At 40.1% G+C, this 24,100-nt stretch carries 19 protein-coding genes and 1 riboswitch; all 19 genes read right to left on the reverse strand.

What is annotated here, in order from left to right:
- Positions 1–7 precede the first annotated feature (7 nt).
- Positions 8–1,369: a cytochrome ubiquinol oxidase subunit I gene (locus ACQKL0_RS10155; RefSeq protein WP_402959106.1), complete on the reverse strand. Its 1,362-nt coding sequence runs from the start codon at positions 1,367–1,369 to the stop codon at positions 8–10.
- A gap of 622 nt (positions 1,370–1,991) precedes the next feature.
- On the reverse strand, positions 1,992–2,495 hold the full coding sequence (locus tag ACQKL0_RS10160; protein WP_402872722.1) for a hypothetical protein: 504 nt from the start codon (positions 2,493–2,495) through the stop codon (positions 1,992–1,994).
- A 98-nt stretch (positions 2,496–2,593) separates the two neighbouring features.
- A complete protein-coding gene (gene sigH, locus ACQKL0_RS10165; protein WP_402872719.1) occupies positions 2,594–3,247 on the reverse strand; it encodes an RNA polymerase sporulation sigma factor SigH in 654 nt (217 codons plus the stop codon).
- A gap of 342 nt (positions 3,248–3,589) precedes the next feature.
- Complete coding sequence (locus ACQKL0_RS10170) at positions 3,590–5,026, reverse strand: alanine/glycine:cation symporter family protein (protein ID WP_427687340.1); 1,437 nt, start codon at positions 5,024–5,026, stop codon at positions 3,590–3,592.
- 294 nt (positions 5,027–5,320) lie between these two features.
- On the reverse strand, positions 5,321–6,613 hold the full coding sequence (locus ACQKL0_RS10175; protein ID WP_427687342.1) for a Na+/H+ antiporter NhaC family protein: 1,293 nt from the start codon (positions 6,611–6,613) through the stop codon (positions 5,321–5,323).
- Between the two features lie 199 nt (positions 6,614–6,812).
- A riboswitch (SAM riboswitch) is annotated at positions 6,813–6,917 on the reverse strand.
- A gap of 156 nt (positions 6,918–7,073) precedes the next feature.
- Positions 7,074–8,267 (reverse strand): ABC transporter substrate-binding protein, encoded by a 1,194-nt coding sequence (locus ACQKL0_RS10180; protein ID WP_427687344.1) that lies wholly within the window; start codon positions 8,265–8,267, stop codon positions 7,074–7,076.
- A gap of 27 nt (positions 8,268–8,294) precedes the next feature.
- Complete coding sequence (locus tag ACQKL0_RS10185; protein ID WP_427687346.1) at positions 8,295–9,002, reverse strand: ABC transporter ATP-binding protein; 708 nt, start codon at positions 9,000–9,002, stop codon at positions 8,295–8,297.
- A complete protein-coding gene (locus ACQKL0_RS10190) occupies positions 8,995–9,759 on the reverse strand; it encodes an ABC transporter ATP-binding protein (protein ID WP_402989492.1) in 765 nt (254 codons plus the stop codon). Before ACQKL0_RS10190 ends, ACQKL0_RS10185 begins: the two co-directional genes overlap by 8 nt.
- Positions 9,760–9,761: 2 nt before the next feature.
- Entirely contained in the window at positions 9,762–10,757 is a 996-nt protein-coding gene (locus ACQKL0_RS10195; RefSeq protein ID WP_427687348.1) for a branched-chain amino acid ABC transporter permease, read from the reverse strand.
- A 1-nt stretch (position 10,758) separates the two neighbouring features.
- On the reverse strand, positions 10,759–11,622 hold the full coding sequence (locus ACQKL0_RS10200; RefSeq protein WP_402959118.1) for a branched-chain amino acid ABC transporter permease: 864 nt from the start codon (positions 11,620–11,622) through the stop codon (positions 10,759–10,761).
- A gap of 594 nt (positions 11,623–12,216) precedes the next feature.
- A complete protein-coding gene (locus ACQKL0_RS10205; protein WP_402872693.1) occupies positions 12,217–13,911 on the reverse strand; it encodes a sigma-54 interaction domain-containing protein in 1,695 nt (564 codons plus the stop codon).
- A 122-nt stretch (positions 13,912–14,033) separates the two neighbouring features.
- Positions 14,034–14,435 (reverse strand): MaoC/PaaZ C-terminal domain-containing protein, encoded by a 402-nt coding sequence (locus tag ACQKL0_RS10210; protein WP_402872690.1) that lies wholly within the window; start codon positions 14,433–14,435, stop codon positions 14,034–14,036.
- Positions 14,432–14,884 carry a MaoC family dehydratase N-terminal domain-containing protein gene (locus tag ACQKL0_RS10215; protein WP_427687350.1) on the reverse strand — a complete coding sequence of 151 codons (453 nt, stop codon included), beginning with the start codon at positions 14,882–14,884 and terminating at the stop codon, positions 14,432–14,434. Before ACQKL0_RS10215 ends, ACQKL0_RS10210 begins: the two co-directional genes overlap by 4 nt.
- A 19-nt stretch (positions 14,885–14,903) precedes the next feature.
- On the reverse strand, positions 14,904–15,668 hold the full coding sequence (locus ACQKL0_RS10220; RefSeq protein ID WP_402872686.1) for an SDR family oxidoreductase: 765 nt from the start codon (positions 15,666–15,668) through the stop codon (positions 14,904–14,906).
- A gap of 19 nt (positions 15,669–15,687) precedes the next feature.
- Entirely contained in the window at positions 15,688–16,863 is a 1,176-nt protein-coding gene (locus ACQKL0_RS10225; RefSeq protein ID WP_427687352.1) for an acyl-CoA dehydrogenase family protein, read from the reverse strand.
- Positions 16,864–16,889: 26 nt separating this feature from the next.
- Positions 16,890–18,041, reverse strand: a complete 1,152-nt coding sequence (locus ACQKL0_RS10230) for an acyl-CoA dehydrogenase family protein (protein WP_427687354.1) — start codon at positions 18,039–18,041, stop codon at positions 16,890–16,892.
- Between the two features lie 594 nt (positions 18,042–18,635).
- The gene (parC, locus tag ACQKL0_RS10235) at positions 18,636–21,080 is read right to left on the reverse strand and encodes a DNA topoisomerase IV subunit A (RefSeq protein ID WP_427687356.1); all 2,445 of its coding nucleotides are present in this window, start codon (positions 21,078–21,080) and stop codon (positions 18,636–18,638) included.
- A complete protein-coding gene (gene parE / locus ACQKL0_RS10240) occupies positions 21,070–23,055 on the reverse strand; it encodes a DNA topoisomerase IV subunit B (protein ID WP_402872675.1) in 1,986 nt (661 codons plus the stop codon). The genes parC and parE overlap by 11 nt, the downstream gene beginning before the upstream one ends.
- 403 nt (positions 23,056–23,458) lie before the next feature.
- The gene (locus ACQKL0_RS10245; protein ID WP_402873203.1) at positions 23,459–23,842 is read right to left on the reverse strand and encodes a CoA-binding protein; all 384 of its coding nucleotides are present in this window, start codon (positions 23,840–23,842) and stop codon (positions 23,459–23,461) included.
- Positions 23,843–24,100: the final 258 nt, after the last annotated feature.

Below are 24,100 nucleotides of genomic sequence, written 5' to 3' on the forward strand. Positions count from 1 at the left end.
CTCCTTTTCACGAATTGGAATCGAATAACTGGACATCCTTCTGTTCAGCTTTATAAAGATCATCCGTTATGGAATGACGCTTGAAATAATAGGTAAGTGTAAATACAACAGACACACATAATATGATGTAAACGATAATGAATAATGTGAATAGGTACCCCAGATTTTCATAGGTGGTTACCGAATCTGCCGTGGTAAGCATTCGATAAATTGTCCATGGTTGCCTTCCCGTACATGCGAATATCCAACCACATTCGATGGATAGTACGGCCAATGGTCCCGAAGCCACAAACAACCATAAAAGCCACCTTGGATATCGCGCTTTCTTCAAGACCTTATTCCACACTAATGCGAACAAGGACAGTACTATTAATCCCCCCCCAATGATCACCATTGCATTGAATAATGTGTGAACATATAGCGGAGGCCAATATTCCTCTGGGAAATCATTCAGACCGGTAACTACCGTATCAAAACTATTTCCTGACAAAATACTCAGTACCCAAGGAAATTCTATGCCATATTTCACTTCCCGCGCTTCTCGGTCTGTCCAACCGAATAATGTGAGACCTGCATGATCCTTCGTTTCGAACAGGCCCTCCGCAGCTGCTAATTTTTCTGGTTGTTCCCGATATAAATGCTGGGTCGTCGAGTGACCATTAAGTGCGGTCAAAAATGAAAAGACCAACCCCAATACAATGCTTAACCTTAATGCCTTTTGGTGAAAGTTATACTCGGTGGATCCATACTTATTTTTAAGCATTTTATAACCAGCAACAGCAGCAATCGCAAACGCTCCTGTCATATAAGCAGTGAGCGCCGTATGTCCTGCTGTTACGAAGAAACTCGGATTGAAAAAAGCTGCCCACGGATCCACATCGACGATTTCACCATTTTCGAACCGGAAACCAGCAGGTGTCCCCTCGAAAGCATGGACATTTGCAATAAGAACAGCTGAAGCCAAAGCACCAAATGCGACAAAGGATAAACTCAAGATTCTTGCCCATGGCCTGATTTTTTCAGCTGCATATACATAGATGGACATGAATAGTGCCTCAACCATAAAAGCATAAATCTCAATTTGGAACGGAAGGGCCATAACTCTACCTATGACCTCCATAAATCCAGGCCATAAAAGAGAAAGCTGCACACCGGCAATTGTACCTGTCGGGATTCCCACTCCCAACAGAATCCCTAGTGTTTTGGTCCAGCGTTTAGCCATGACCACATATTGTAGATCTTTCGTCTTTTGATACATCAATTCCGCTGCCAGCATCATCATAGGTAATCCCACACCTAGAGTGGCAAATATAATATGTACGCCCATATTAGTCCCGAACATCGCCCTTGCCATTTGTAAGTGATCCATACTTATTTCCTTTCTAACCTAATTTATTCTTTTTAGCTTCTCCATACAAAAGGAAAATATTTAAAAAAGTTCCATGAATCCTCTTTATCTTTTGTTACTAACAGTTTTTTCCTTAGTTAAATATCATTTATTCTATCGAGGTAAATTGTAGGATATAAAATAGATGAACGACCTCGAAAAATAGCAGGTTTGTTGCTGGATGATATACCATAGGCTGACGCTGTTCCCCATTAAAAAAACAAAAAAACACCGTTCAAAGTGAACGGTGTAAGCATTTGAACAATATTGAAAATTTCATTGTATAAATAGAACAAAATAGGCTTCCTCTTTCCTCACTATCATTAAGGAAGTATGGAAGATATCGATCATTCATGTACCCTACTTTGTCGAATTTTATCATTTTAAGTAGATAAGTAGTTAATTAAAATGATATGCCGTTACAAGGTCATACCATACAAACAAGGTGAGTTTTCACTTTAAAAGCGCATGCATTTCCCTCAATGTTTTTTTATGATCCTGATTTTCACTCATAAAAAAAGACAACAAAAAAATATTTAACGATAGGATTTTATATTATCCTAATTTTCAATTATCTCAATGGTCATTTAACCAGTTTTCGTTCTTATCGTTTCTTTTCTTTATTCCAGTAGTCATATATAGCTTCTTTCAATACCCCATTTAGATTTTTTCCTTGCTTCGCTAACCATTCCGTCTGATCTATCGGTAATAGTAGTTTAAGGTTTATTCTTTCATTTGGCATTTCCACTTTTCTTATTTCTTTCAGAGTAATGCCCTCTTCAACATTCGGGAAGGATGTTTCATTCTCATGTACTATCTGAAAATCTTCATAGCCTTCTAGATCATATATCTCACAATATAGGTTAAGCTGGGGCAATCCTTCCCCCACTAAACCGCGCAGATGCATAATCGCACTGATTTCTTTACCATCTTCCAATTCTATTTCAATAATTAAATTTTCATTATTGCCGAATTTTTTTAATACTATTTCACTCACTATTATATCCAATTCCAATGTATACCTTGAATCTGTCTCGAATATATATATAGCACTATTAAACATAAAAACACTTTCGCCATCTATTTTTACTGACTTAACCTTGCGCATACACACTCCACTTTCAAGTATTATTCTCCATGAATTAAATGACGGTAATCATGATGATAAAGAAAATCTATAATTTAAAGTGATGCTCACTGTATTCACTATTCAACCATCAACCGTGATTCCAGATACTTATCCAACTTCTTTTTTACACGTTGGAGTGCATTATCTATTGTCTTTACTTGAACATTCAATTCTAGTGAAATTTCCAAGTAGGTCTGCCCGCCCATATACAAGTCCACGACTGTACTTTCCAGGTCACTAAGGAGTTCCGTTAATTTCAGTTCAATTTCACTGAATTCTTCTAATCCTATTAAAATGGCAACCGGATCCATCTGCTTTTGCTCAGGAACGACATCAATAAGAGCTTGCTCCGATTCCCCTTGGTAAATAGGTCTAAACAGTGAAACATAGGTATTCAATGGGGAATGCTTTTGTCTAGTGGCCGCTTTGACGGCAGTGATAATTTGTCTAGTAATGCAAAGTTCAGCAAATGACTTAAAGGAAGCCGAATTTTTGCAATCTCGATAATCCCGGATAGCCTTATACAGTCCAATCATGCCTTCTTGAAAAACATCTTCCTTATCTCCACCCGTTAGAAAATACTTCATTGCTTTAGTTTTGACAAGACCTTTATACTTCGTAATTAATTGATTCAGTGCCTCATCGTCACCATCTTGAAATTTGCCTATCAATATTGCATCTTCCATTTGTGTAGGGTTTTCTACTTTTTCCTTATCGAGGATCATACTCATTTTTATTCCTCCACTCACTTAGTTGAGCACCAAATAACTACAAGGTTGCGTTTTAGCTTCAAAATATTGGTAGAGCCTTATAATATTATAGTATCTCAGCTACATCATTAAAGATACCCTTAAATACCGACATTTTCCAACAATATTATATATTACCAACTATTAAATAGGAATATTGATTTATGAATTGTTTCATTTTATTAAGGTATTTATTCACAGTATAATAGAATATTTAGAAAGAACATAACCCGGATTAAGATCTGGGGTTATATTGGGCTATCAAAAGGTATAAAAAAAGACCTCGAAAAAATATCGAAGCCTTTTTATTCATCAATCTAGATTCTATTTCAATACCTTTTTACTGGATTCTTCCACGTGATCGGTTGGTTCACCCCAGCATTCAACATTCTTCAATCCCTTAATGTTACTTACATGGAAAACGGGATTCTTACCATCTTTCTTTTGCTTTTGATAATCAGCAAGGGCAGCGAAAGCTATTTTTCCTAGCAAGGCTATGGCTATCAGGTTTATGATGGCCATTGATCCCATTAGCAAATCTGCTAGATTCCATACAAACTCGAGCGAGGCCATCGATCCGAATATGACCATTCCAACGACTGCTGCACGATAAATATTTATCCAAACTTTTTTTTCATTAATAAAACTGATATTGGATTCTCCATAATAGTAGTTTCCAACAATTGAACTAAATGCAAATAAAAGTACAATAATAGCTAAAAATATACCAGCCCAAGACCCCAAATTCTCACTAAGGGCATTTTGCGTTAGAACAATTCCATCTGTTTCCTTCGACGAATACAGGCCGGAAAACAAGATGATAAAGGCCGTAGAACTACATATGATAAGCGTATCTACAAAAACGCCAAGTGACTGGATAAGACCTTGTTTTACCGGATGGGTGACATCTGCCGTAGCGCCAGCATTTGGAGCACTCCCCATTCCAGCTTCATTAGAGAACAATCCCCGCTTGATTCCGTTCATCATGGCTGCACCCAGTGCACCACTAGCAATTTCCCTCAATCCATCAAATGCACTATCAAAGATTAAAGCCAGAACACTAGGTAACTCGGTTATATTCATAATGATGACAACTAATGCTATTATTACATAAGCACCTGCCATGAAAGGCACAATGACTTCGGACACTTTAGCTACTACCTTAATCCCACCAAAAATGATTACAGCCGTAATGATTGCTAAAATAAGTGCAGTGACCCATTTCTCAACTCCAAAAGATGCTTGGAACGCACTTGTAATCGTATTGGCCTGAACTGAATTGAAAGCAAGTCCAAACGTCAATGAAATCAAAACTGCAAACGTGATACCCATCCAGCGTGCATTTAATGCTTTTTCCATATAATAAGCTGGACCACCACGGAATGCTTCTCCGTCTTTGACCTTGTAAATTTGAGCAAGTGTGCTTTCAATGAAAGCAGAAGCAGATCCAATCAATGCGATTAACCACATCCAGAAAACTGCTCCCGGACCACCCGTTGTGATGGCTATAGCCACACCTGCCAGATTCCCCGTTCCTACCCGGGAAGCCGTGCTGATACAAAAGGCCTGAAACGATGATACACCTTTCTTATCTGCCGTAGCACCTTCCCCTAGTAACCTAATCATTTCTTTCACCATTCTAAATTGTACGAATTTAGTCCGAAAAGAAAAATAAATGCCCATTCCAATTAATAATATAATCAGTATAGATGACCATAATAAATCATTTGTTTCAGTAATAAACTTTTCTACTATCTCCATTTTTAAACAAACCCACCTCTAATTATTTCAATACAATACCTTTAGAGTTCCCGCTTTTGCAAAATAGTAAACACTTAAGAATAAAGATGACTCCGTATATTGTATTTAATTATACTATTTTAATATTATTGAAGAAGGATATTAGTTTTTTGGAACATAAAAGAATTAAAGATTTCATCCACACTTTTCATTCGAAGTCACTTACCCTAAAAAAGCCCTGGCGACAATGCTCCAGGGCCAACATTCATGATTTTACATTCATGATTTATTGATACTCTTCCACCCATACTATTTTTATTTCTTCTTCGAGAACCCGGGAAAACCTATTAAAATGGCTATGATTCCTGAAATCCCGATTAAGACTGGATAGAAAGAATAGGGTAGGATACTGATAGGAGAGATGTGTGCAACACCGGCAGCTAAAAGTAGTTGTGCCCCGTATGGCAATAATCCTTGAATACTACAAGCGAAAACATCTAGTAAGCTGGCAGATTTCCTGGGATCAATTTCATACTTTTCGGCAATATTTTTTGCAAGTGGACCAGCAATGATGATGGATATGGTATTGTTTGCCGTTGAAAGATTCGTTAAAGCAACCAATCCCGCGATGCTGAACTCAGCACTTTTTTTTGATTTGCTTTTTTTCGTCACGAGGTTCAGTAGGTAATCTATTCCGCCGTTATGTTTGATAACCGAAACCATGCCTGCAATCAAGATCGCTAAGAAGGAGATTTCATACATCCCAGCCATTCCATCTCCTACTTTTTGAATAACCTCCATTGCATGATAACTGCCATCCGCTAAACCGATTATTCCAGCAAAGACAATGCCGATAGAGAGAACCAAGAATACGTTGATCCCCGCCAATGCTGCCACTAGAACACAAAGGTAAGGTAGAATTTTGACCCAACTGTAGGCTTCTCCAGAAATTGTAGCTTGTTCACCCATCGTCAGAAAACCAAGGATAACACATGTAATTACCGCAGCAGGTAAAACAATAAAAAAGTTCACTTTGAATTTGTCTTTCATTTTCGTTCCCTGTGTACGTACAGCTGCTATAGTCGTATCCGAAATGAAAGAAAGATTATCACCGAACATTGAGCCACCAATGACCGCAGCCATGGAAAGGGCAACTGAAATCTCCGTCTGTTCACTAATTCCTACTCCAATTGGTGCTAATGCCACTATCGTTCCCATACTTGTCCCCATAGATAATGAGATAAAGCAGGCGATAATAAATAACCCCACCATTAATAGATTTTGCGGAACGATCGAAAGTGCTAGATTCACCGTAGATGCTACGGCTCCCATCCCATTTGCCACTTCCGAAAAAGCCCCAGCCAATAGGAATATGACAACCATCAACATAATATTTGAATCCCCGGCACCTTTACAAAAGATTTCTACTTTGTGATTGAATGATTCCTTTCGATTCATTGCCAGTGCCACAGCAGATGCAATGGCAATGGCAACAATCACTGGAAATGTGTAAAAATCTTTTGTAATCACACCTGAACCTATAAATAATATCAAAAAAACGATAAACGGCGTTAAAGCCCATGGATTCCCTTTATTGTCTAAACTCATGATGTACACCTCTTTATTATTTTTGCATGGTATTGGATACTCTTTTTGGACTCTCTAAATTTTCCGGCATCCCTTCATTTTAATATAAGCATGATTATAAAATAGTAACAAACCATCAAGAACAGATTCCTATCCTATGAGTACAAAAAGACCTCTTCCATTTTATTACAAGAAGAGGTCTTTTAATCTATAAACACTCCTCTTATCTTTCAGGTCAATCGCCTGCTGGATTTGGCACAGCACTCTAAATAAGTCTGCTGCCGAGACATCTTCGGGCCAGTCCCTCAGTCTCTCTTGATAAGAAGTAAGAAATATTCATTTTTTTAAAGCAAATATAAGAGTACAGCATTTTAAGAGTTTTCGCAAGGTAAAGTATTAAAGATTTTTATAAACTTGTTGAATGCATTATTTTTTAGCTTTCGGGGCCTAAAGGTAGCTAGTGTGAAAGCACATGACACTTTTACTCTTCTACACTGATGGGTACCACTTTGCCATCTTCTACCGCTCCGACGACGACTTTTGCTGCGAATCCACCATTTTCGTCAATCGAAGGTATATTGTAAATTTTCTGTTCAGGTGCCGTGTTTGTCAGCCCATCCTGCATATGTTCACGGATGGCTTTCACATCCTCGACTGTTCCTGCCGCTTTCATTGCCTCCACAAAGGCATACATAGCAATGTAATTCAACCCCACTTCAGAACTGGCATCTTCCTTATAAATTTTTTTATATTTATCAATGAATGCCGGTGCTGCTTCTTCATTGGAGTCGATAAGCGGAAGCACACCAATCGAACCTTCCAATGTTTCGTATGAACCGGCAATTGGCTTCATTTGATCCAGTTTCGCCTGGTCCATGATAATGAAACCGCCTTTAAAACCTAGTTCTCTTGCTTGTTTTGCAACCTTGGCCGTAGGCTCCGACGCCCCACCGATGAAAAGGACATCAGGCTTTTCTTTTAAAGCATTTGTAACAGTCGTGAAGAAATCCGTTTCTTTAGAAAAATCAATTGAGGCATTATACACGACTTTACCACCCTGCTTTTCCCAATGTGGTAGTAGGTTTTCCGCCCAGTCTTTCCCGTACTGGGAAGATGGTGGCAATGCCGCGATTTTTTTGCCGAAGTTTTCCATTGCATACGTAGAAAACGGTTCAATATACCCTTCATAATTTGGCGGGATCCTTACTGTTAATGAATTTCCGCTTTCCGTGATAGCTGGTTCACTCGAATAGGCACCGATGATGAATTTCTCTTTTTCGTTAAAAACCTGTAGGGCCTGTATCCCCCCGCTATGAGGAGTGAAAATAATCGGAGTTTTGTATTCCTGGATTAAACGTTTAGCATTTGAACCCGTTTCATTCGGTAAGTACTTATCATCCAACGAAACCAGATTGAGCGTATATTTTTCCCCTTCCACTTCGAACCCACCGGCATCGTTGATTTCATTTACAGCCATCTCCATACCATTTAACGTTCGTTTTCCATATAAGGCTGCTGCTCCACTCAAAGGGCCGCTAAAACCGATATTGATAACATTCTTCCCTTTACTGGCCTTTCCTCCCCCACTTGATGCAGGGCTGTCTCCCTTGTTACACCCCACTAGTGCCGTTAGGACGAGTAATATCATTACAAAGAATACACTCAACTTTTTCATAAAAATCCCCCATTCATTTTTAAACTCTTATGCTCCGATATAGGCTTTCCGTACTTCATCGTTAGACAATAATTCTTTTGCGGTCCCTTCAACGACAATTTCCCCATTTTCAAAAACATATCCTTTATCTGCAATGCTAAGAGCCACATTCGCATTCTGTTCGGCTAGTAGAACGGTTATTCCTTCCCGGTTTATTTCTTCGATGACTTGGAACATCTGTTCAACAATCAAAGGAGCGAGGCCCACAGAAGGTTCATCTAGCATCAAAAGCTTCGGTTTAGACATCAAAGCCCTGCCAATGGCCAGCATCTGTTGTTGTCCACCACTCAAGCTGCCGGCCTCATCATGGAGTTTTTCTTTTAAAATAGGAAATAAATGATAGACATTTTCCAACGAGGACTTGATTTCCATCTTTTTTTTTCGATGTACGTAAGCTCCCATCTTCAAGTTTTCCTGGACAGTCATCTGAGGAAACAGTTTCCGCCCTTCTGCACATTGCACGATTCCAGCTTGGACATTCTTATCCGGAGCCCTACCTCCGATAGCCAGTTCCTCAAAATGAATTTCACCCTGAGCCAGCTTGCTTATTCCGCTGATAGAACGGAATGTCGTGCTTTTGCCTGCCCCGTTCGCCCCCAATAGAACGACAATTTCTCCCTTTTCCACTTCAATATTCACTTGCTTAATCGCAGTGAAGCTCCCATAACATACAGTAACATCAGTTAACTTAAGCACTAGCACTACCTCCTAAATAGGCTTTAATAACCGCCTCATTCCCCCTGATTTCTTTTGGAGTGCCCTCAGCAATTTTTTCCCCGTAATTCAGGACCATGATATGGTCAGCTAAGTTCATGATCATATGCATCTTGTGCTCGATCAAGCAAATCGTGAAGCCTGACTGATTTAACTCCTTGATCAGTTCTGTAAGCCCTTCTGTTTCATCAGGGTTTATGCCGGCAGCCGGTTCATCAAGAAAGATGATTTCCGGATCCGTCGCAAGGGCAAGGGCAATCGCCGTCCTCTTCTTTTCCTCTTGAGAAATACTCGAGACCATCTTATTTGCCGCATCCATTAAGCCGACAATTCTCAAAACTTCCATCGCTTTATCACGACAGGTCTTTTCCTCCCGTTTTAACCTCTTCGTCCTTAGGATAGCATCTACCAAATTTGATTTAGTGCGAAGCCTATGTCCGACAATCACGTTATCCAAGATGGTGGATTGTTCAAAAAGACTAGTCGTTTGGAATGTTCTTGCTATGCCAAGTCCCGCTATTTCATTGGCAGGAAGCTTCGTGATGTCTTTCCCTTTGAAGAGGACTGCTCCAGAACTTGGACGATGGAAGCCACTGATCAAGTTGAAAAACGTAGACTTCCCGGCTCCATTAGGCCCGATAATCGCATTGATCTTTCCTTTTTCAATGGTGAAATCCACATTTTTTACAGCTGCCAATCCCCCGAAACTCTTTGTTAAATTCTTCGTTTCGATAAACATCTTCATCCCTCCTCCGCATTAACCGGAACGTCCTTTCTCATAATCAGTTGTTTCTTATCTCTTCGTTTAATTTTCCAATCAAAGAATGCACCCGAAATACCGCGTGGATAGAAAATTATGATCAACGTAAGTAAAGGTCCAAAGATCAACATTCGATACTCTTGGAGAAATTGTAGATTCTGGGATAGTATGACGAGAAGCAAAGTTCCAACCAAAGGTCCCGATAGAGTTCCTATTCCGCCGACCAGTAGATACATTAACAAGTCGAACATTATGGCCGTAGACCCGATATCCGGTCCGATAAACCGCACGAATGAAGCATATAAGGCACCTGCCAAGCCTGCAAAAAATGTAGAAAGAACAAATGCGGTCAACTTATTCTTCATCGTGGATATGCCTATCGTTTGGGCAAGTTCCTCACTATTCCTGATGGCCATATAGGTTCTCCCTGTCAACGAATGAACAATACGATACATGACCAAAATGACGCCCAGTAGGAAAATGAGCACCAAATAATATTGTGAAGCGGCCGTCTCGAAAGTGATGGGTCCGATATTTCCAGGGGCCGGAATCCCAATCAAGCCTCTAACTCCTTCTGTAAGACCTTCCCATTTATCGATGACCAGGTAGATGATATATCCGACGCATAAAGTATAAATTGCGAAAAAGTGTTCTTTTGTTCTCAATGCTATTAAGCCGACCAAAAAGCCAAGCGCCCCTGAAATTAGGCAAGACAAGACCAGTGCCAACCAAAAGTTCATTCCCACTTTTACCGTCAATAACCCCAATGAGTACGCCCCAATGGCGAAGTATCCAGCATGGGCAAGCGAAAGATAGCCCGTATAGCCCGCTAACAGATTAATTCCATATACCGCGATTGCCCAGATGAAAGACACCGTTAACATATGAACGTAATAGTCATTCTGCGCGATGATGGGAAATAAAAAGGCCAGGATGATCAAAATTAAGATGACATTTCGTTTTGATAAGATATTCAAACTACCTCTCCCCCTTTGCGAAAAGACCCGTCGGTTTGACCGTTAAGATGACTACTAGAAGGAAGAAGGCTATGATATCCTTATAATCATTGGATATATAGGTTGCGCCAAGGCTTTCACTGAATCCAAGAATATATCCACCAACGATTGCACCTGGAACGCTTCCCATCCCTCCTAGGATGATAATCACGAAAGCCTTTAATATCACTAAATGACCCATGCCTGGAAAAACTAGATTGATGGGAGATGCAAGGGAAGAAGCAATGGCGGCTAGCCCCCCAGAAATCATGAAGGTCAGCATGGCAACTTTATTGATGTTAATCCCGACTAGCGAAGCCCCTTCACGACTTTGGGACATCGCGATGATCGTGGAACCTGTATACGTCTTCTTTAAGAACAGATAGAGAACCGACATGACCACGATTGCCGCCACAATAATCAACAAACGTTGCATCGTGAACGTCAAGCCCATGATATTGACTACTTGTCCATAAGGAGATTGCATGGTTTGAAAATCAGCTCCCCAGACAAATTGTGCAAAGGCTTCAAGAAAAAGTAATATTCCAATGGCTGCAATTTTATCATGCAACGGTGGAGCATCCCTTAACAAACGGAATACGAATCGTTCCAATAAAACCCCAAGAAGGCCCACGACAATGACGGACACGAACATAGCAATCCAGTAATTCAGCCCAGATAACGTCATCATCGACAACGTGACATACCCTCCTATCATATAGAGAGCACCATGGGCAAAGTTAGGGATATGAAGAATCCCATAAACTAATGTCAACCCAAGGGCAACTAGGCTATATACGCTTCCGATCGTTAAACCATTAAACAATTGCTGAACTAAAATCTCCATTTCCTGCCTCCCTTATCCCAATGAATTGTTCGTAGGTAATCCTTTACTTTAATACAACACCCCTAACCATAAGGAACTCTTCTCCATAACCCTATCGAATTGTTAAATGCCAACTTTTTATTAGCGCTTTCATTACTTCATCGCTTAATCTAGTGAAAGGCTACCCGCTTCTTCTGTAACCTCGTTTCTTCCCATTTTCCCATAATTTTTATCTACCTTTTTAGTTGTCTGCGTCCCATTTTATGATTTCATGAATACTATCTTCATATCTGTCACCTGAATACCGCTGTGCAATCGTCGGAAACGTTCCACAGTCACCTCACATTCCCCATAGATCATTTGTAAAGCATTTCCTTAATAACAATGCAAGTACTATGCCATCATGAAAAAGCCATACTAGTCACTTTACGAAATAAGTATGATTCACTTTTGATTCAAATAATTGAATCCACATGGCATGACCATCATTCACTTTTGACTGAATGAACCACTTTTGAATTAGAATGGATTGTCTTTGCAAAAATAGATTTTATCCAGATGACTACTAGGGAAGAAATGAAAAGGGGTATTCCCCTTACGGAAATCCCCCTTTGCTTACCTATTCTTTTCACTGACTCTCAAGCCATATTTTTTTAGTTTCCTGACAATCGTAGCCTGGCTTGAATCAAGAGCTTCAGCAATTTCATATGTGGTCTGATAAGTTTGCGCCGCTTTTGTCAATATTTCTTTTTCAGCTCCCTCCACCGCTTCCTTTAGAGACTGAGAATCACGAGAGTTGGTTTGGCTCATGTTTTCTTGCTGATATTCTACAGGCAAGTCGCTTACCGAGATGACGGAACCATTCGTTAACACGACGAGTCTTTCCACTATATTAATCAGTTCTCGGACATTTCCCGGCCAATCATAATGAAAAAAATAATCTTTTAACGCTGAATCTAACTTTTTGGTCAATTTATATTGATTGTTGGCCTTGGTTAAAAATAAATCAGACAATGCGAGGATATCTTCTCTTCTTTCCCTAAGAGGTGGAATCACAATGGGGATGACATTCAGGCGATAATATAAATCTTCGCGAAATTCTCCCGCTTTGACCATATCCAATAGATTTCGATTTGTGGCCGCGATAATACGAACATCGATTTTCTTCGGTTTCGTTCCTCCGATTCTTTGTATTTCCCTTTCCTGAAGAACACGAAGTAATTTTACCTGAAGCTGAAGTGGGAGTTCACCGACTTCATCCAAAAATAATATTCCGTTATCAGCTATTTCGAACATCCCCGGTTTCCCCTTGTGATTAGCCCCGGTAAACGCTCCCCCCTCATAGCCAAACAGTTCAGACTCCAATAAATCGGCAGGAATCGCCCCACAGTTTATCTTAACGAAATCCCCTTTTTTTGAACGGATGCTCCCGTTAAAGATATTGCGGGCCAATACGTCCTTTCCCACACCCGTTTCCCCTAATATAAGGACTGTCGCGTCAATGTCTGAAATCCTTTCAGCAATTTCGTAAATCTTCCTCATCTTTTCACTAACAAAAACGACTCCATCTTGATTTGTAATCTTTCTTAGCTTTTCGATTTCCTGCTTATACTGATTGTTCAATTCATTCACTTTCGTCAATTCATGCATCAGTTCATTCAAATCGGATAAATCACGTATATTCGTAACGATCTGTTCAATCTCCCCTTCACCATTAAACACCGGGCTTCCCGTGATCAGCGTCTCTTTTCCGGCGAAGTTATCCTGTACGACTGATACAGTCCTCCTCTGCTTTACCACTTTATGTGTAACCGAGGCATTCAGTATTCCACGCTTAATCAACTGATTTACTGATTTGCCGATATAATACTCTTTAGGAATTCCCGTAATTCTCTCAATAGCCGGGTTTGTATATATTGTCACTCCATCAGGATCGGTGATATAAATGCCATCATAGGAATTCTCAATGATGGCATCCAATGCGCGGTTCATTTTTTTGGTTTCCCCGAATTCTTCCATTACATCATCGACATATGAAGTTTGACCCCCTACATATAAATGCTCGCCTTTTTCCAATTGCATCACTGAGATAAATACATATCGATTGGTGCCATGGTATGCTGTTGCCAGCCTATTATTATCAAAAAATATCCATCTATCAAATAAATCTGAAAGGGTATTTCTATTCTGCATCTGTTCCTTAAAATATTGGCTCCATTCTTTAATCTTGCCTTCATCATCAAGGATAATGGCAGGAAATGGCCATTCTTTGATCCATTTAATCTGGGAATCCTGTTTCAGTTGATTCAATACATTCACCACCGCAAAAGAATTCTTTCTAATTCAATTCTCGATATCTTTCGAATCCCCTTTAATAATGTCGAAATTCCAATAAAAAATAGTGATGAAATAACTTCATCACTACCTATCATTCAATATACTTTGAATATGACCTCCCCACTGATTGTTTCCTTGCCTACTTGATTGACGGCAACTACAACAAAATGGTACGTATCTTCCTTTTTCTCTTTTAAATAGGCTTGAAGCGTGATGACATCATCTAGAAAAACCATACTCTTGAATCGTATTTTATACTCTTCAATAAATCCGATGTCATAAGAATCACTGAATAACTTTGCAAGGTTTCCCATCGTCCACATTCCATGGGCAATGATTCCAGGTAGACCGGCCTTTTTAGCTTCTTCATCAATGGTATGAATGGGATTGAAGTCACCGGAAGCACCAGCGTATTTAATGAGATCTAGGCGTGAAACAGGATCCAACTTTATCGATTGTACAGAATCTCCAGGATTCAATTCTTTTAACAGACTCATCGGCTCCCCACCGACTTTCTTACCGTATCATTGATGATGACCAATTGATCGGCAGAAAATACTATCTCACCATTTGCATCGGTTCCATAATTTTTTAATGCTAGAAACCCCAAATCCCCCTGTTTTCCACTCTTCTCATAATAATCCTTCACTTCTGTATAACACGTGATTTCTTCCCCTACCAGAAGGGGCCGCTTATAATGATAAATCTGCTCGCCGTGAATTAACCCTTTAGCAGGGAGGTTCAACCCTTCAATCACTCCATAATCAAAGACCCGTGGGAATGTAGGAGGGGCAATATTCGTGCCGTACCTTGATTGTTTTCCTATCTCTTCATCAATGAAAATAGGATGCAAGTCACCGATTGCTTCCGCGAATTTTTTCACGGCCCCACGTTCGACTGAATTTTTGACCGGTTTGGAACGTTTTTCGATACAATCTTTAAACATATCTTCCCCACCTAATCAGTTAATTTTTTGGACCACCTGCAACGTAAAGAACTTGACCATTAACAAAGGAAGAAGCTTCATCAGCAAAAAAAGCAACAGCATTTGCGATATCACTTGGCTTCCCGCTTCTAGCAACTGGAATCTTCTTCACACTTCCCTCAACGAACTGCTCAAAACTGACCCCCACACGACGTGCAGTTTCTTTCGTCATCTCCGTTTCAATGAATCCAGGGGCTACCGAATTAGCTGTGATTCCATATTTACCGAGCTCAATCGCTAACGTTTTCGTTAACCCTTGCAGCCCCGCCTTTGCAGCTGCATAATTCGATTGTCCTCGATTGCCGAGAGCCGAAGTGGACGAAATATTGATGATTCTTCCATATTTTCTTTCAACCATGTATTTCTGAGCAGCACGGACTGAATTGAACGTACCCTTCAAATGTACATCCATGACTGTCTGCCAATCCGAATCGGTCATTTTGAATATTAGGTTATCGCGAATGACCCCCGCGTTATTGACAAGGATATCAAGCGAACCGAATGTTTCCGCTATTTCCTTGACAGCAGTTTCCACCTCTTCTGCCTCGACTACATTTGCCACTTTTGTATAAATGGTATAGCCTTGGTCACGTAGTTCATTTCCCGCTACATTCAGGACTTCTTCATTAATATCGATGATTCCTACCTTTGCTCCTTCACTTGCTAGTAGTTCAACGATTGCCCTTCCAATCCCCCTGCTTCCACCAGTTACTAATGCTGTTTTTCCTAAAAATCTTCCTGTCATGATTGTTCCTCCTCATCTATTATAAAAATTGTCCTAGTTTAACATGTCCTTTAATTAAGTTCCTTGAAATGATCATACGCTGAATTTCATCTGTACCATCGTATATTCTCCAGAGCCTTGCTTCACGGTACCAACGCTCAATAGGCAGTTCTTTTGTATAACCCATGCCACCATGGATTTGCAAAACACGATCGACGACTCGATTCCCCATATTCGAGCCATAAAGTTTAGCCATCGAGGCTAGATGACGATTGTCTTCTCCATTATCAAGTGTGAAAGCTGCATTTAAGACTAACCACCTTGCCGCTTCAATTTCAACAGCAGAGTCTGCAATCTGCCATTGAATGGCCTGACGTTCCGCAATAGGCTTCCCGAAAGTTACCCGCTCCTTTGCATAGTCGATGGCCATTTGGAGTAATCGTTCAGCTGAACCCACTGCCCTTGCCCCAACAATCCATCTTGCAAAACCTATCCACTCGAGACCCAATTTGTAGCCACCATGTATTTCCCCTAATATATTCTCCTCAGGTACCCGTACATTGTCGAACACTAAACCGGCAGGTCCCCATTCGCCCATCGTATTGATATATTCTGATTTCCATCCCATGTCCCGATCCACGATGAAACAGGTGACGCCTTCCGTCCCCGTTGCCTGGTGACGTTCTTTGTCCGTAACCGCAATGACCATGACAAAATCTGCATCATTTCCACCGGTGATGAACGTTTTTTCGCCATTCAGCACCCACTCGTCTCCATCCTTAATGGCCGTCATTTTTATGTTGCGTGTATCGGATCCAGCCCCTGGTTCCGTCATCGCAAAACAAGACTTCTTCTCCCCATTGATCGTTGGAATCAGATATTTCTTCTTCTGTTCTTCATTTCCATAATACAGAATATTATCAGCTGATCCACCGAAACTGAAAGGAACGAATGTCTTCGAAACTTCCATCAGCACGATGGCCATCATCATTTGCCCTAAATCAGCCCCACCATATTCTTCAGGTGTATTAATTCCCCAAAACCCCGCCTTTTTTGCTTTTTCCTGTAATTCCTGTAATGTCTCTGCAGGTAAACTGGGCTTTCCGGCTATTTCATTCCGGAGCACTTCATTTTCCAGTGGAATCAGTTCATTTTCGACAAACTTACGAATCGTTTTTTGCACCATTCTTTGTTCATCCGATAAACGTAAATCCATTACAACCCCTCCAGCTTCCATTAAAATTATTTTGAATGCGCTTTCTTCAATTGCCCTGTAATGATGTTTTTCTGGATTTCCGACGTACCTTCATAAATTCTAGTAATTCTTGCATCCCGAAAGAAACGTTCGATAGGAAAATCCTTAATATATCCGAGTCCTCCATGAATCTGGACCGCTTTATCCGCCACCCGATTATATACTTCCGAACCGAAAAGCTTCAGCATGGCCGCTTCCTTAATGATTTTCTCTCCCTGATCGACCATCCAGGCCACTCTATAGGTAAAAGAACGAAGTGCCTCTATTTCCATTGCCATCTCAGCTATCATATGGGATACAGCCTGGTGTTCAATAATCGGTACATCAAATTGTTCCCGTTCCATTGCATAATGAATGGATAAATCCAATAAGTACTGACATGAACCTAAATTGCGTGCTGCGAGTCCTGCTCGACCGTTTGCCAGGATTTTAAGGGCATTGACATATCCTTGGCCAACTTCCCCCAGTACATTATCCAAAGGAACCTCGCAATTTTCAAAAATCAGTTCTGCAGAATGGGAACCTCGTAGCCCCATTTTCCTTTCCATACTACCTACTTGGAATCCTGGGAATCCCTTTTCTACGATGAATGAAGTGATTCCTTTTGCTCCTTTTTCCTTATCCGTAACAGCCATGACGGTGAAAATATCTGCCACATCCGCATTCGTGATATAGTGCTTTGTTCCATTCAGGATATATCTATCACCTGATTTTACCGCGGTCATTTTTAAATTTGTGGCATGTGATCCTGCAGCTGGTTCCGTTAAAGCAAATGCTCCGATTCGATTTCCACTTGCCATGTCAGAAAGATACTTTTGCTTTTGTTCTTCATTCCCCATCTCCACAATACCGACTGTTCCGATACCGGTATGGGCTCCTATCAACGTCGTATAACCATTATGCGTTTTTCCTATTTCCTCATATAAGGCACATTTTTCGACCATACCGATACCTAGTCCACCATACCTCTCAGGGATACTAAGACCGAATAAGCCCATTTCTTTAGATAATTGAATGAGAGAATCAGGGATACGGTCTTCCTCTTCAATCTGCATGGCAAATGGTTCGATTTCATCTTGAATAAATTGCTGGATATTTTCTTTCAAAAGTAGAGTCTCTGCATCAAAGCGAAAGTCCATGCTGTTAGCCCCCCCTTTTTTTAAATTGGTTTCTGCCGATTGAACCTTTTTCACATGAGTTGTTTCTTACTTAAAGCACTATGTATAGGCTTTTGTTGAAATGAACCGCAGTTTAGTTTAATAGAAATACGAGTCGAAGATTAAAAAATATGATGAGCATGTAGGAAGGTCATTTCAATTTTTTTCAAGATTAGAATTCTTGTTATAAGATCTATCCATTTTTTCTCCCTTTCCTAATTCACAAAAATCAAGAAGATACAATAATCATATGCAAGTAATGTGCCAAATTAAAAACACTACCAGGCTAGCAATCTGTTTTCATTAAAATTCAAATTTGAATTAATCATCCAATTAATGAGATTTTCTCATGGACACTACAACGATTTAATTTTGACTTAATCATTCACTTTTGAATTAAGAACATATTAAGTAGTTAGGGAGTAAAAAAGGAATCGGGGTAAATGTAAATGGTGTTATTTGACTACACGGACATTAAGGGGACGAATGAGCCTAGATTTGAACACATATCAACCATAGAAATACAGAAAAGGGATGCTGACCAAGTCAGCATCCCTACTATAAAATGAATGGATGTTACGAATCTTTTACAGATTCATCTTCTAATGAAATTTTCCATAATTCTTTTGCTTTTCCGCTTTCCGCTTCGTCAAAAATAAAGGAACCATTTGTGTAGCGATCATGATTTTTCAATGATGATGCATGAACGGTTTCAATTTTGCCTTTTTCAGAAAGAATGAACAAACTATCGGTTTTATTGACTGTATCAAATCCAATGACACGATGAGGATTTGATTTAAGTTCCCTTAATACGACAACCCCACGTTTAGCACGGCTTGTTTTTTCGAACTCCGTCAATTTCATTTTCTTGATGGCCCCGCGTTGTGTGACGATCAAAATGGATTCCTTACTATCCTTGGCTAATATCTTACCGCCAATGACATAATCATCTTCTTTTAAATTGATTCCCTTCACACCAGCAGCACGGATGCCTACAACACTCACTTCTTCTTCATCAAACCATAAGCCATAACCATTGTGGGTGACTATGAATAGATCAGCCTTGCCATCGGTGTGGTGAACATCAACCAATTCATCATCACCCTTTAAATTGATGCCTACTAGGGTTTTGGAATGACGCTGTGCTTTATAGGAAGCTAGTTCGGTCTTCTTCACCATGCCATTTTTCGTTATGAACACTAAATACTCCGGCTGATTGAAATCTTTTATTGGAATGGCCTTAATGATTTGCTCATCCCGATCTATTGGGATGATATTCGCGATATGTTGGCCCGTTTCTTTCCAACGAATATCTGGAAGCTGATGGACTGGACAATATAGGAAATTACCTTTGGAAGTGAACAACAGCAGTACGTCTGTCGTATTCATTTCCAGTTTCTGAAGCATGCGGTCTGAATCCTTCATGCCAAAATCAAGCCCACCGGATGCCGAATAAGATCGTAGCGATGTACGCTTGACATAGCCCTCTTTCGTTACAGTGACCATAACGTCCTCACTTGCTATCAAGACTTCAAGATTGATCTTGATTTCTTCAATCTCATTCTCGATTTTCGAACGTCGGCCGTCATCAAACCCTTTTTTAATAAATCGTAATTCTTTTTTAATGACTTGAAGTAGAACCTTCTCACTACCAAGTATTTTAGTCAATTCCTCAATCTTACTGTTTAACTCTGCTGCTTCAGCTTTTAGAGCTGTAATGTCCGTGTTGGTCAAACGGTAGAGCTGTAAAGATACAATGGCTTCGGACTGAGCTTCGGTAAAGGTAAACTTGGCAATCAGGTTATCTTTAGCATCTCTTTTATCCTTAGAACCTCGGATGACAGCGATGACTTCATCTAAAATGGATAGAGCCTTTATTAAGCCGTCTACAATATGTGCCCTATCGTGTGCTTTTTGAAGTTCAAAACGAGATCGGTTAATTATAACCTCTTTACGATGGTCAATATATGCATCAAGCATTTTAGGCAGGCTCATCAATGTCGGCCGTTTTTTATAAATCGCCACCATATTAAAATTATAAGAAACCTGGAGATCGGAATTTTTATATAAATAATGCAAGACACCATTTGCATCTGCTTCTTTTCTCAATTCAATTACGATTCGAAGTCCCGTACGGTCGGTTTCATCACGAACCTCCGCAATTCCTTCAACTTTACGATCAAGCCGGAACTCATCTATTTTCTTTACAAGATTCGCTTTATTGACTTCATAAGGGATTTCCGTAACGACAATTTGTTGCTTTCCTCCACGTATCGTTTCCACATCAGCCAAGCCACGGACGATGATTTTACCTTTGCCGGTTTCATAGGCTTTACGAATGCCTTCGATTCCCTGAATGATACCGCCTGTTGGGAAATCGGGACCTTTGATAACTGTCATCAAATCCGCGACTGTCGCTTTCGGGTTATCGATCCTCATAATGGCTGCATCAATGACTTCGCCTAATTGATGTGGAGGAATCTCCGTTGCATAACCAGCAGATATACCTGTCGAACCGTTTACGAGCAGGTTCGGGAACATTGCCGGTAATACGATAGGTTCTTCGGATGTATCGTCAAAATTGGAGACAAAATCAACAGTCCGCTTGTCTATATCACGTAACATCTCGGAGGCAATGGCTGAAAGCCTTGCTTCCGTATAACGCATTGCAGCCGGTGGGTCACCATCGATACTACCGTTGTTTCCATGCATCTGAACCATGACCTTCCGCAACTTCCAATCCTGACTCATCCGTACCATGGCCTCATAAACTGAGGAATCACCGTGTGGGTGATAGTTACCAATAACATTACCGACCGTTTTGGCAGATTTTCTAAACCCTTTTTCCTGGGTATTCCCTTCTACAAACATGGCATATAAAATCCGGCGCTGAACCGGTTTTAATCCATCTCTTGCATCTGGTAATGCACGATCCTGAATAATATATTTACTATAACGCCCGAAGCGATCTCCAATAACCTCTTCTAGCGGCAAATCACGAAATGACTCTTCAAATACCATCGTTATTGACCTCCTCTTCAATCGACATATTTTCATTATCTAAAATATTCGATTCCTCTTCGAGACCAAAAGCAACATTGGCTTCAATCCATTTACGGCGCGGCTCTACTTTGTCACCCATTAACGTTGTTACACGTCTTTCAGCACGTGCCCCGTCATCGATTTTGACGCGAATCAATGTTCTTGTTTCCGGATTCATGGTCGTATCCCATAGCTGATCGGCATTCATCTCACCAAGACCCTTATAGCGCTGGATCATATAGCCTCTGCCTATTTTATCAATTGCACCCTGAAGTTCATCATCGCTCCAGGCATATTCTATAATCTCTTTCTTTCCCGTGCCTTTACTCACTTTATATAATGGCGGCAAGGCGATAAATACCTTTCCTGCCTCTATTAATGGCTTCATATAACGATAAAAGAATGTAAGCAGTAATACTTGAATATGTGCTCCATCCGTATCGGCATCAGTCATGATGATGACTTTATCATAGTTGGTATCAGGGGTATTGAATTCCGCCCCCACTCCTGCACCTATGGCATGAATAATCGTGTTTATTTCTTCATTTTTGAAAATATCGGCAAGCTTAGCCTTTTCGGTATTGATGACTTTACCCCTTAGCGGTAGCACCGCTTGAAAACGTCGATCCCGACCTTGCTTGGCAGATCCTCCTGCAGAGTCCCCTTCAACAAGATATAATTCATTTCGCTCGGGATTTTTCGATTGGGCTGGCGTCAATTTCCCCGAAAGATTACCATCGGATTTTTTCCGTTTCTTTCCGCTTCTAGCATCTTCCCGAGCTTTTCGGGCCGCTTCACGAGCTTGGAAAGCTTTGATGGACTTTTTCACTAATAGTGTGGTAGTCGTCGGATCTTCTTCAAAAAAGTATGCTAAATGCTCTGAAACGATTGAATCGACAGCAGACCGCGCTTCACTGGTACCCAGCTTGCTTTTAGTCTGACCTTCAAATTGCAGGAGCTCTTCCGGAATGCGGACAGAAATAATTGAAGATAATCCTTCTCGTATATCCGATCCTTCAAGATTTTTATCTTTTTCCTTTAATAACCCCATCTTTCTGGCGTAATCATTAAATGAACGTGTCATCGCTGTCTTAGCCCCAATTTCATGGGTCCCGCCATCTTTCGTACGGACATTATTGACAAAGCTTAGGATGTTTTCTGAATATCCATCATTAAATTGAAAAGCCAGGTCGACCTCAATTCCATTCTGTTCCCCTTCTAAACTGACAACATTATGGAGCGTCTCTTTTTCCTCATTTAAATATTCTACAAAAGCTTCTATCCCAGTTTCATAATGGAATATTTCATGCTCATTTTTCCGTTCATCTATCAACTCTATTTTCATGCCCTTTAAAAGAAAAGCAGACTCACGAAGTCTTTCAGAGAGCGTATCATAATTAAATGTGGTAACCGAAAATATTTTAGGATCCGGCTTAAAATGAATTCTTGTCCCGGATTGATTGGTTTTGCCGATTTTCTCCAAGGTGGTTTCCGGTTTACCCCCGTTGAAGAAACGTTGTTCATAAATGAACCCGTCTCTTTTAATCGTGACGACAAGCCATTCAGACAATGCATTCACAACTGATGCACCAACCCCGTGCAGACCGCCACTTGTTTTATATCCACCTTGTCCGAACTTACCTCCGGCATGAAGAATCGTCAAAATGACTTCAGGTGTAGGTTTCCCCGTTTTATGCATACCTGTAGGCATCCCCCGACCCTTATCCGTTACACTTACACTATTATCTTTATGTATTTTCACACTAATGTGGTCTCCATAACCGGCCAAAACCTCATCTACGGAGTTATCCACAATCTCATACACTAAATGATGAAGTCCACGTGCATCCGTACTGCCGATATACATACCGGGACGTTTTCTGACCGCTTCGAGTCCTTCCAGTACCTGAATTGCATCATCATTGTACTCGATTGTCTTTACTTTCTTTGCCACAGAAATTCCCCTTTCCTTACTAAACACAATTTCCGGGCCAAATCATACTGCAATGAAATGACTCTTAACCTTAAACCAAATAATTTATATGTTCGTTATCTTACATAAAGTATAATGGTTTCGAACAAAAAGAACAAGTGTTCTATTTTTTTCGTCCCTTTATTAAACGTTAATATTCTTGATCGGAATTTATCATGTTCGTTTTATTGTAAAATCTATCTGATCCACCGTTCTAATTGTAGCCGTAAATTTTCATTTGGCAAATAGCGTTTTACTATTTCTCTTAAATTTTATATGTAGTTTAATTGCGATAACTATGTTTCGTTTTCAATTCAAGCTATGTTTTTCAAAAAAATTAATTCCCCACTTATAAAAAAAAGAGCGGAAAAATCCGCTCTTTACTTTATTTTGTAAGAGCGTGTTCAACTTTTATACATCGATTCATAATAACAGTATAGCCTTTTTCTTTTAGAAAATTATATGCCTCTTCGTTTTCAACCCCTAGTTGTGCCCAAAAGATATCCGCATCAATTTCTGCGAATTCTTTTGCAATCTCCGGTAGGTATTCAGAGCGGCGAAAAACATTGACGATATCGACATGTCCAACAATATCTTTTAGTGATGCAACCGCCTTAACCCCCATCACTTCGGATACGGCAGGATTGACCGGAATGATTTCATATCCATTATCCTGCATAGCTTTTGAAACCATATATGAAGTTCGATCAGGATTATTCGATAGTCCTACCACAGCAATCCGTTTCGATTTTTTTAACATCTTGCCCATTTCTTCCCTACTAGGATTTTCAATCACTTTTATCAGTCCCCTTTAATATAAAATACAATACTAACGAATAGTTTTGCCTCATTAAGAATATTTTACAAAGAAAAGCAGTTTAATACCATTATTAAGAAAACCATTATACAAAAATTCATTCTTACCGAACAGATATTTCGTCGATTAATTTCATTTCAGACATAAAGGAATGGTTATCCCGATACTTGGATGGAAGCACACGTTACATTTCTTATATTAACGGTAAAC

Origin of the sequence: Peribacillus sp. NPDC097264, assembly GCF_050277925.1 — a bacterium.
Classification (GTDB): Bacteria; Bacillota; Bacilli; order Bacillales; family DSM-1321; genus Peribacillus.

Coding starts and splice junctions, on each gene's coding strand:
- ACQKL0_RS10155 (WP_402959106.1), bottom strand. CDS start 1,369: ATGGATCACTTACAAATGGCAAGGGCGATGTTCGGGACTAATATGGGC.
- ACQKL0_RS10160 (WP_402872722.1), bottom strand. CDS start 2,495: ATGCGCAAGGTTAAGTCAGTAAAAATAGATGGCGAAAGTGTTTTTATG.
- sigH (WP_402872719.1), bottom strand. CDS start 3,247: ATGAGTATGATCCTCGATAAGGAAAAAGTAGAAAACCCTACACAAATG.
- ACQKL0_RS10170 (WP_427687340.1), bottom strand. CDS start 5,026: ATGGAGATAGTAGAAAAGTTTATTACTGAAACAAATGATTTATTATGG.
- ACQKL0_RS10175 (WP_427687342.1), bottom strand. CDS start 6,613: ATGAGTTTAGACAATAAAGGGAATCCATGGGCTTTAACGCCGTTTATC.
- ACQKL0_RS10180 (WP_427687344.1), bottom strand. CDS start 8,267: ATGAAAAAGTTGAGTGTATTCTTTGTAATGATATTACTCGTCCTAACG.
- ACQKL0_RS10190 (WP_402989492.1), bottom strand. CDS start 9,759: ATGTTTATCGAAACGAAGAATTTAACAAAGAGTTTCGGGGGATTGGCA.
- ACQKL0_RS10200 (WP_402959118.1), bottom strand. CDS start 11,622: ATGGAGATTTTAGTTCAGCAATTGTTTAATGGTTTAACGATCGGAAGC.
- ACQKL0_RS10210 (WP_402872690.1), bottom strand. CDS start 14,435: ATGAGTCTGTTAAAAGAATTGAATCCTGGAGATTCTGTACAATCGATA.
- ACQKL0_RS10215 (WP_427687350.1), bottom strand. CDS start 14,884: ATGTTTAAAGATTGTATCGAAAAACGTTCCAAACCGGTCAAAAATTCA.
- ACQKL0_RS10220 (WP_402872686.1), bottom strand. CDS start 15,668: ATGACAGGAAGATTTTTAGGAAAAACAGCATTAGTAACTGGTGGAAGC.
- ACQKL0_RS10225 (WP_427687352.1), bottom strand. CDS start 16,863: ATGGATTTACGTTTATCGGATGAACAAAGAATGGTGCAAAAAACGATT.
- ACQKL0_RS10230 (WP_427687354.1), bottom strand. CDS start 18,041: ATGGACTTTCGCTTTGATGCAGAGACTCTACTTTTGAAAGAAAATATC.
- parC (WP_427687356.1), bottom strand. CDS start 21,080: ATGGTATTTGAAGAGTCATTTCGTGATTTGCCGCTAGAAGAGGTTATT.
- ACQKL0_RS10245 (WP_402873203.1), bottom strand. CDS start 23,842: ATGGGCAAGATGTTAAAAAAATCGAAACGGATTGCTGTGGTAGGACTA.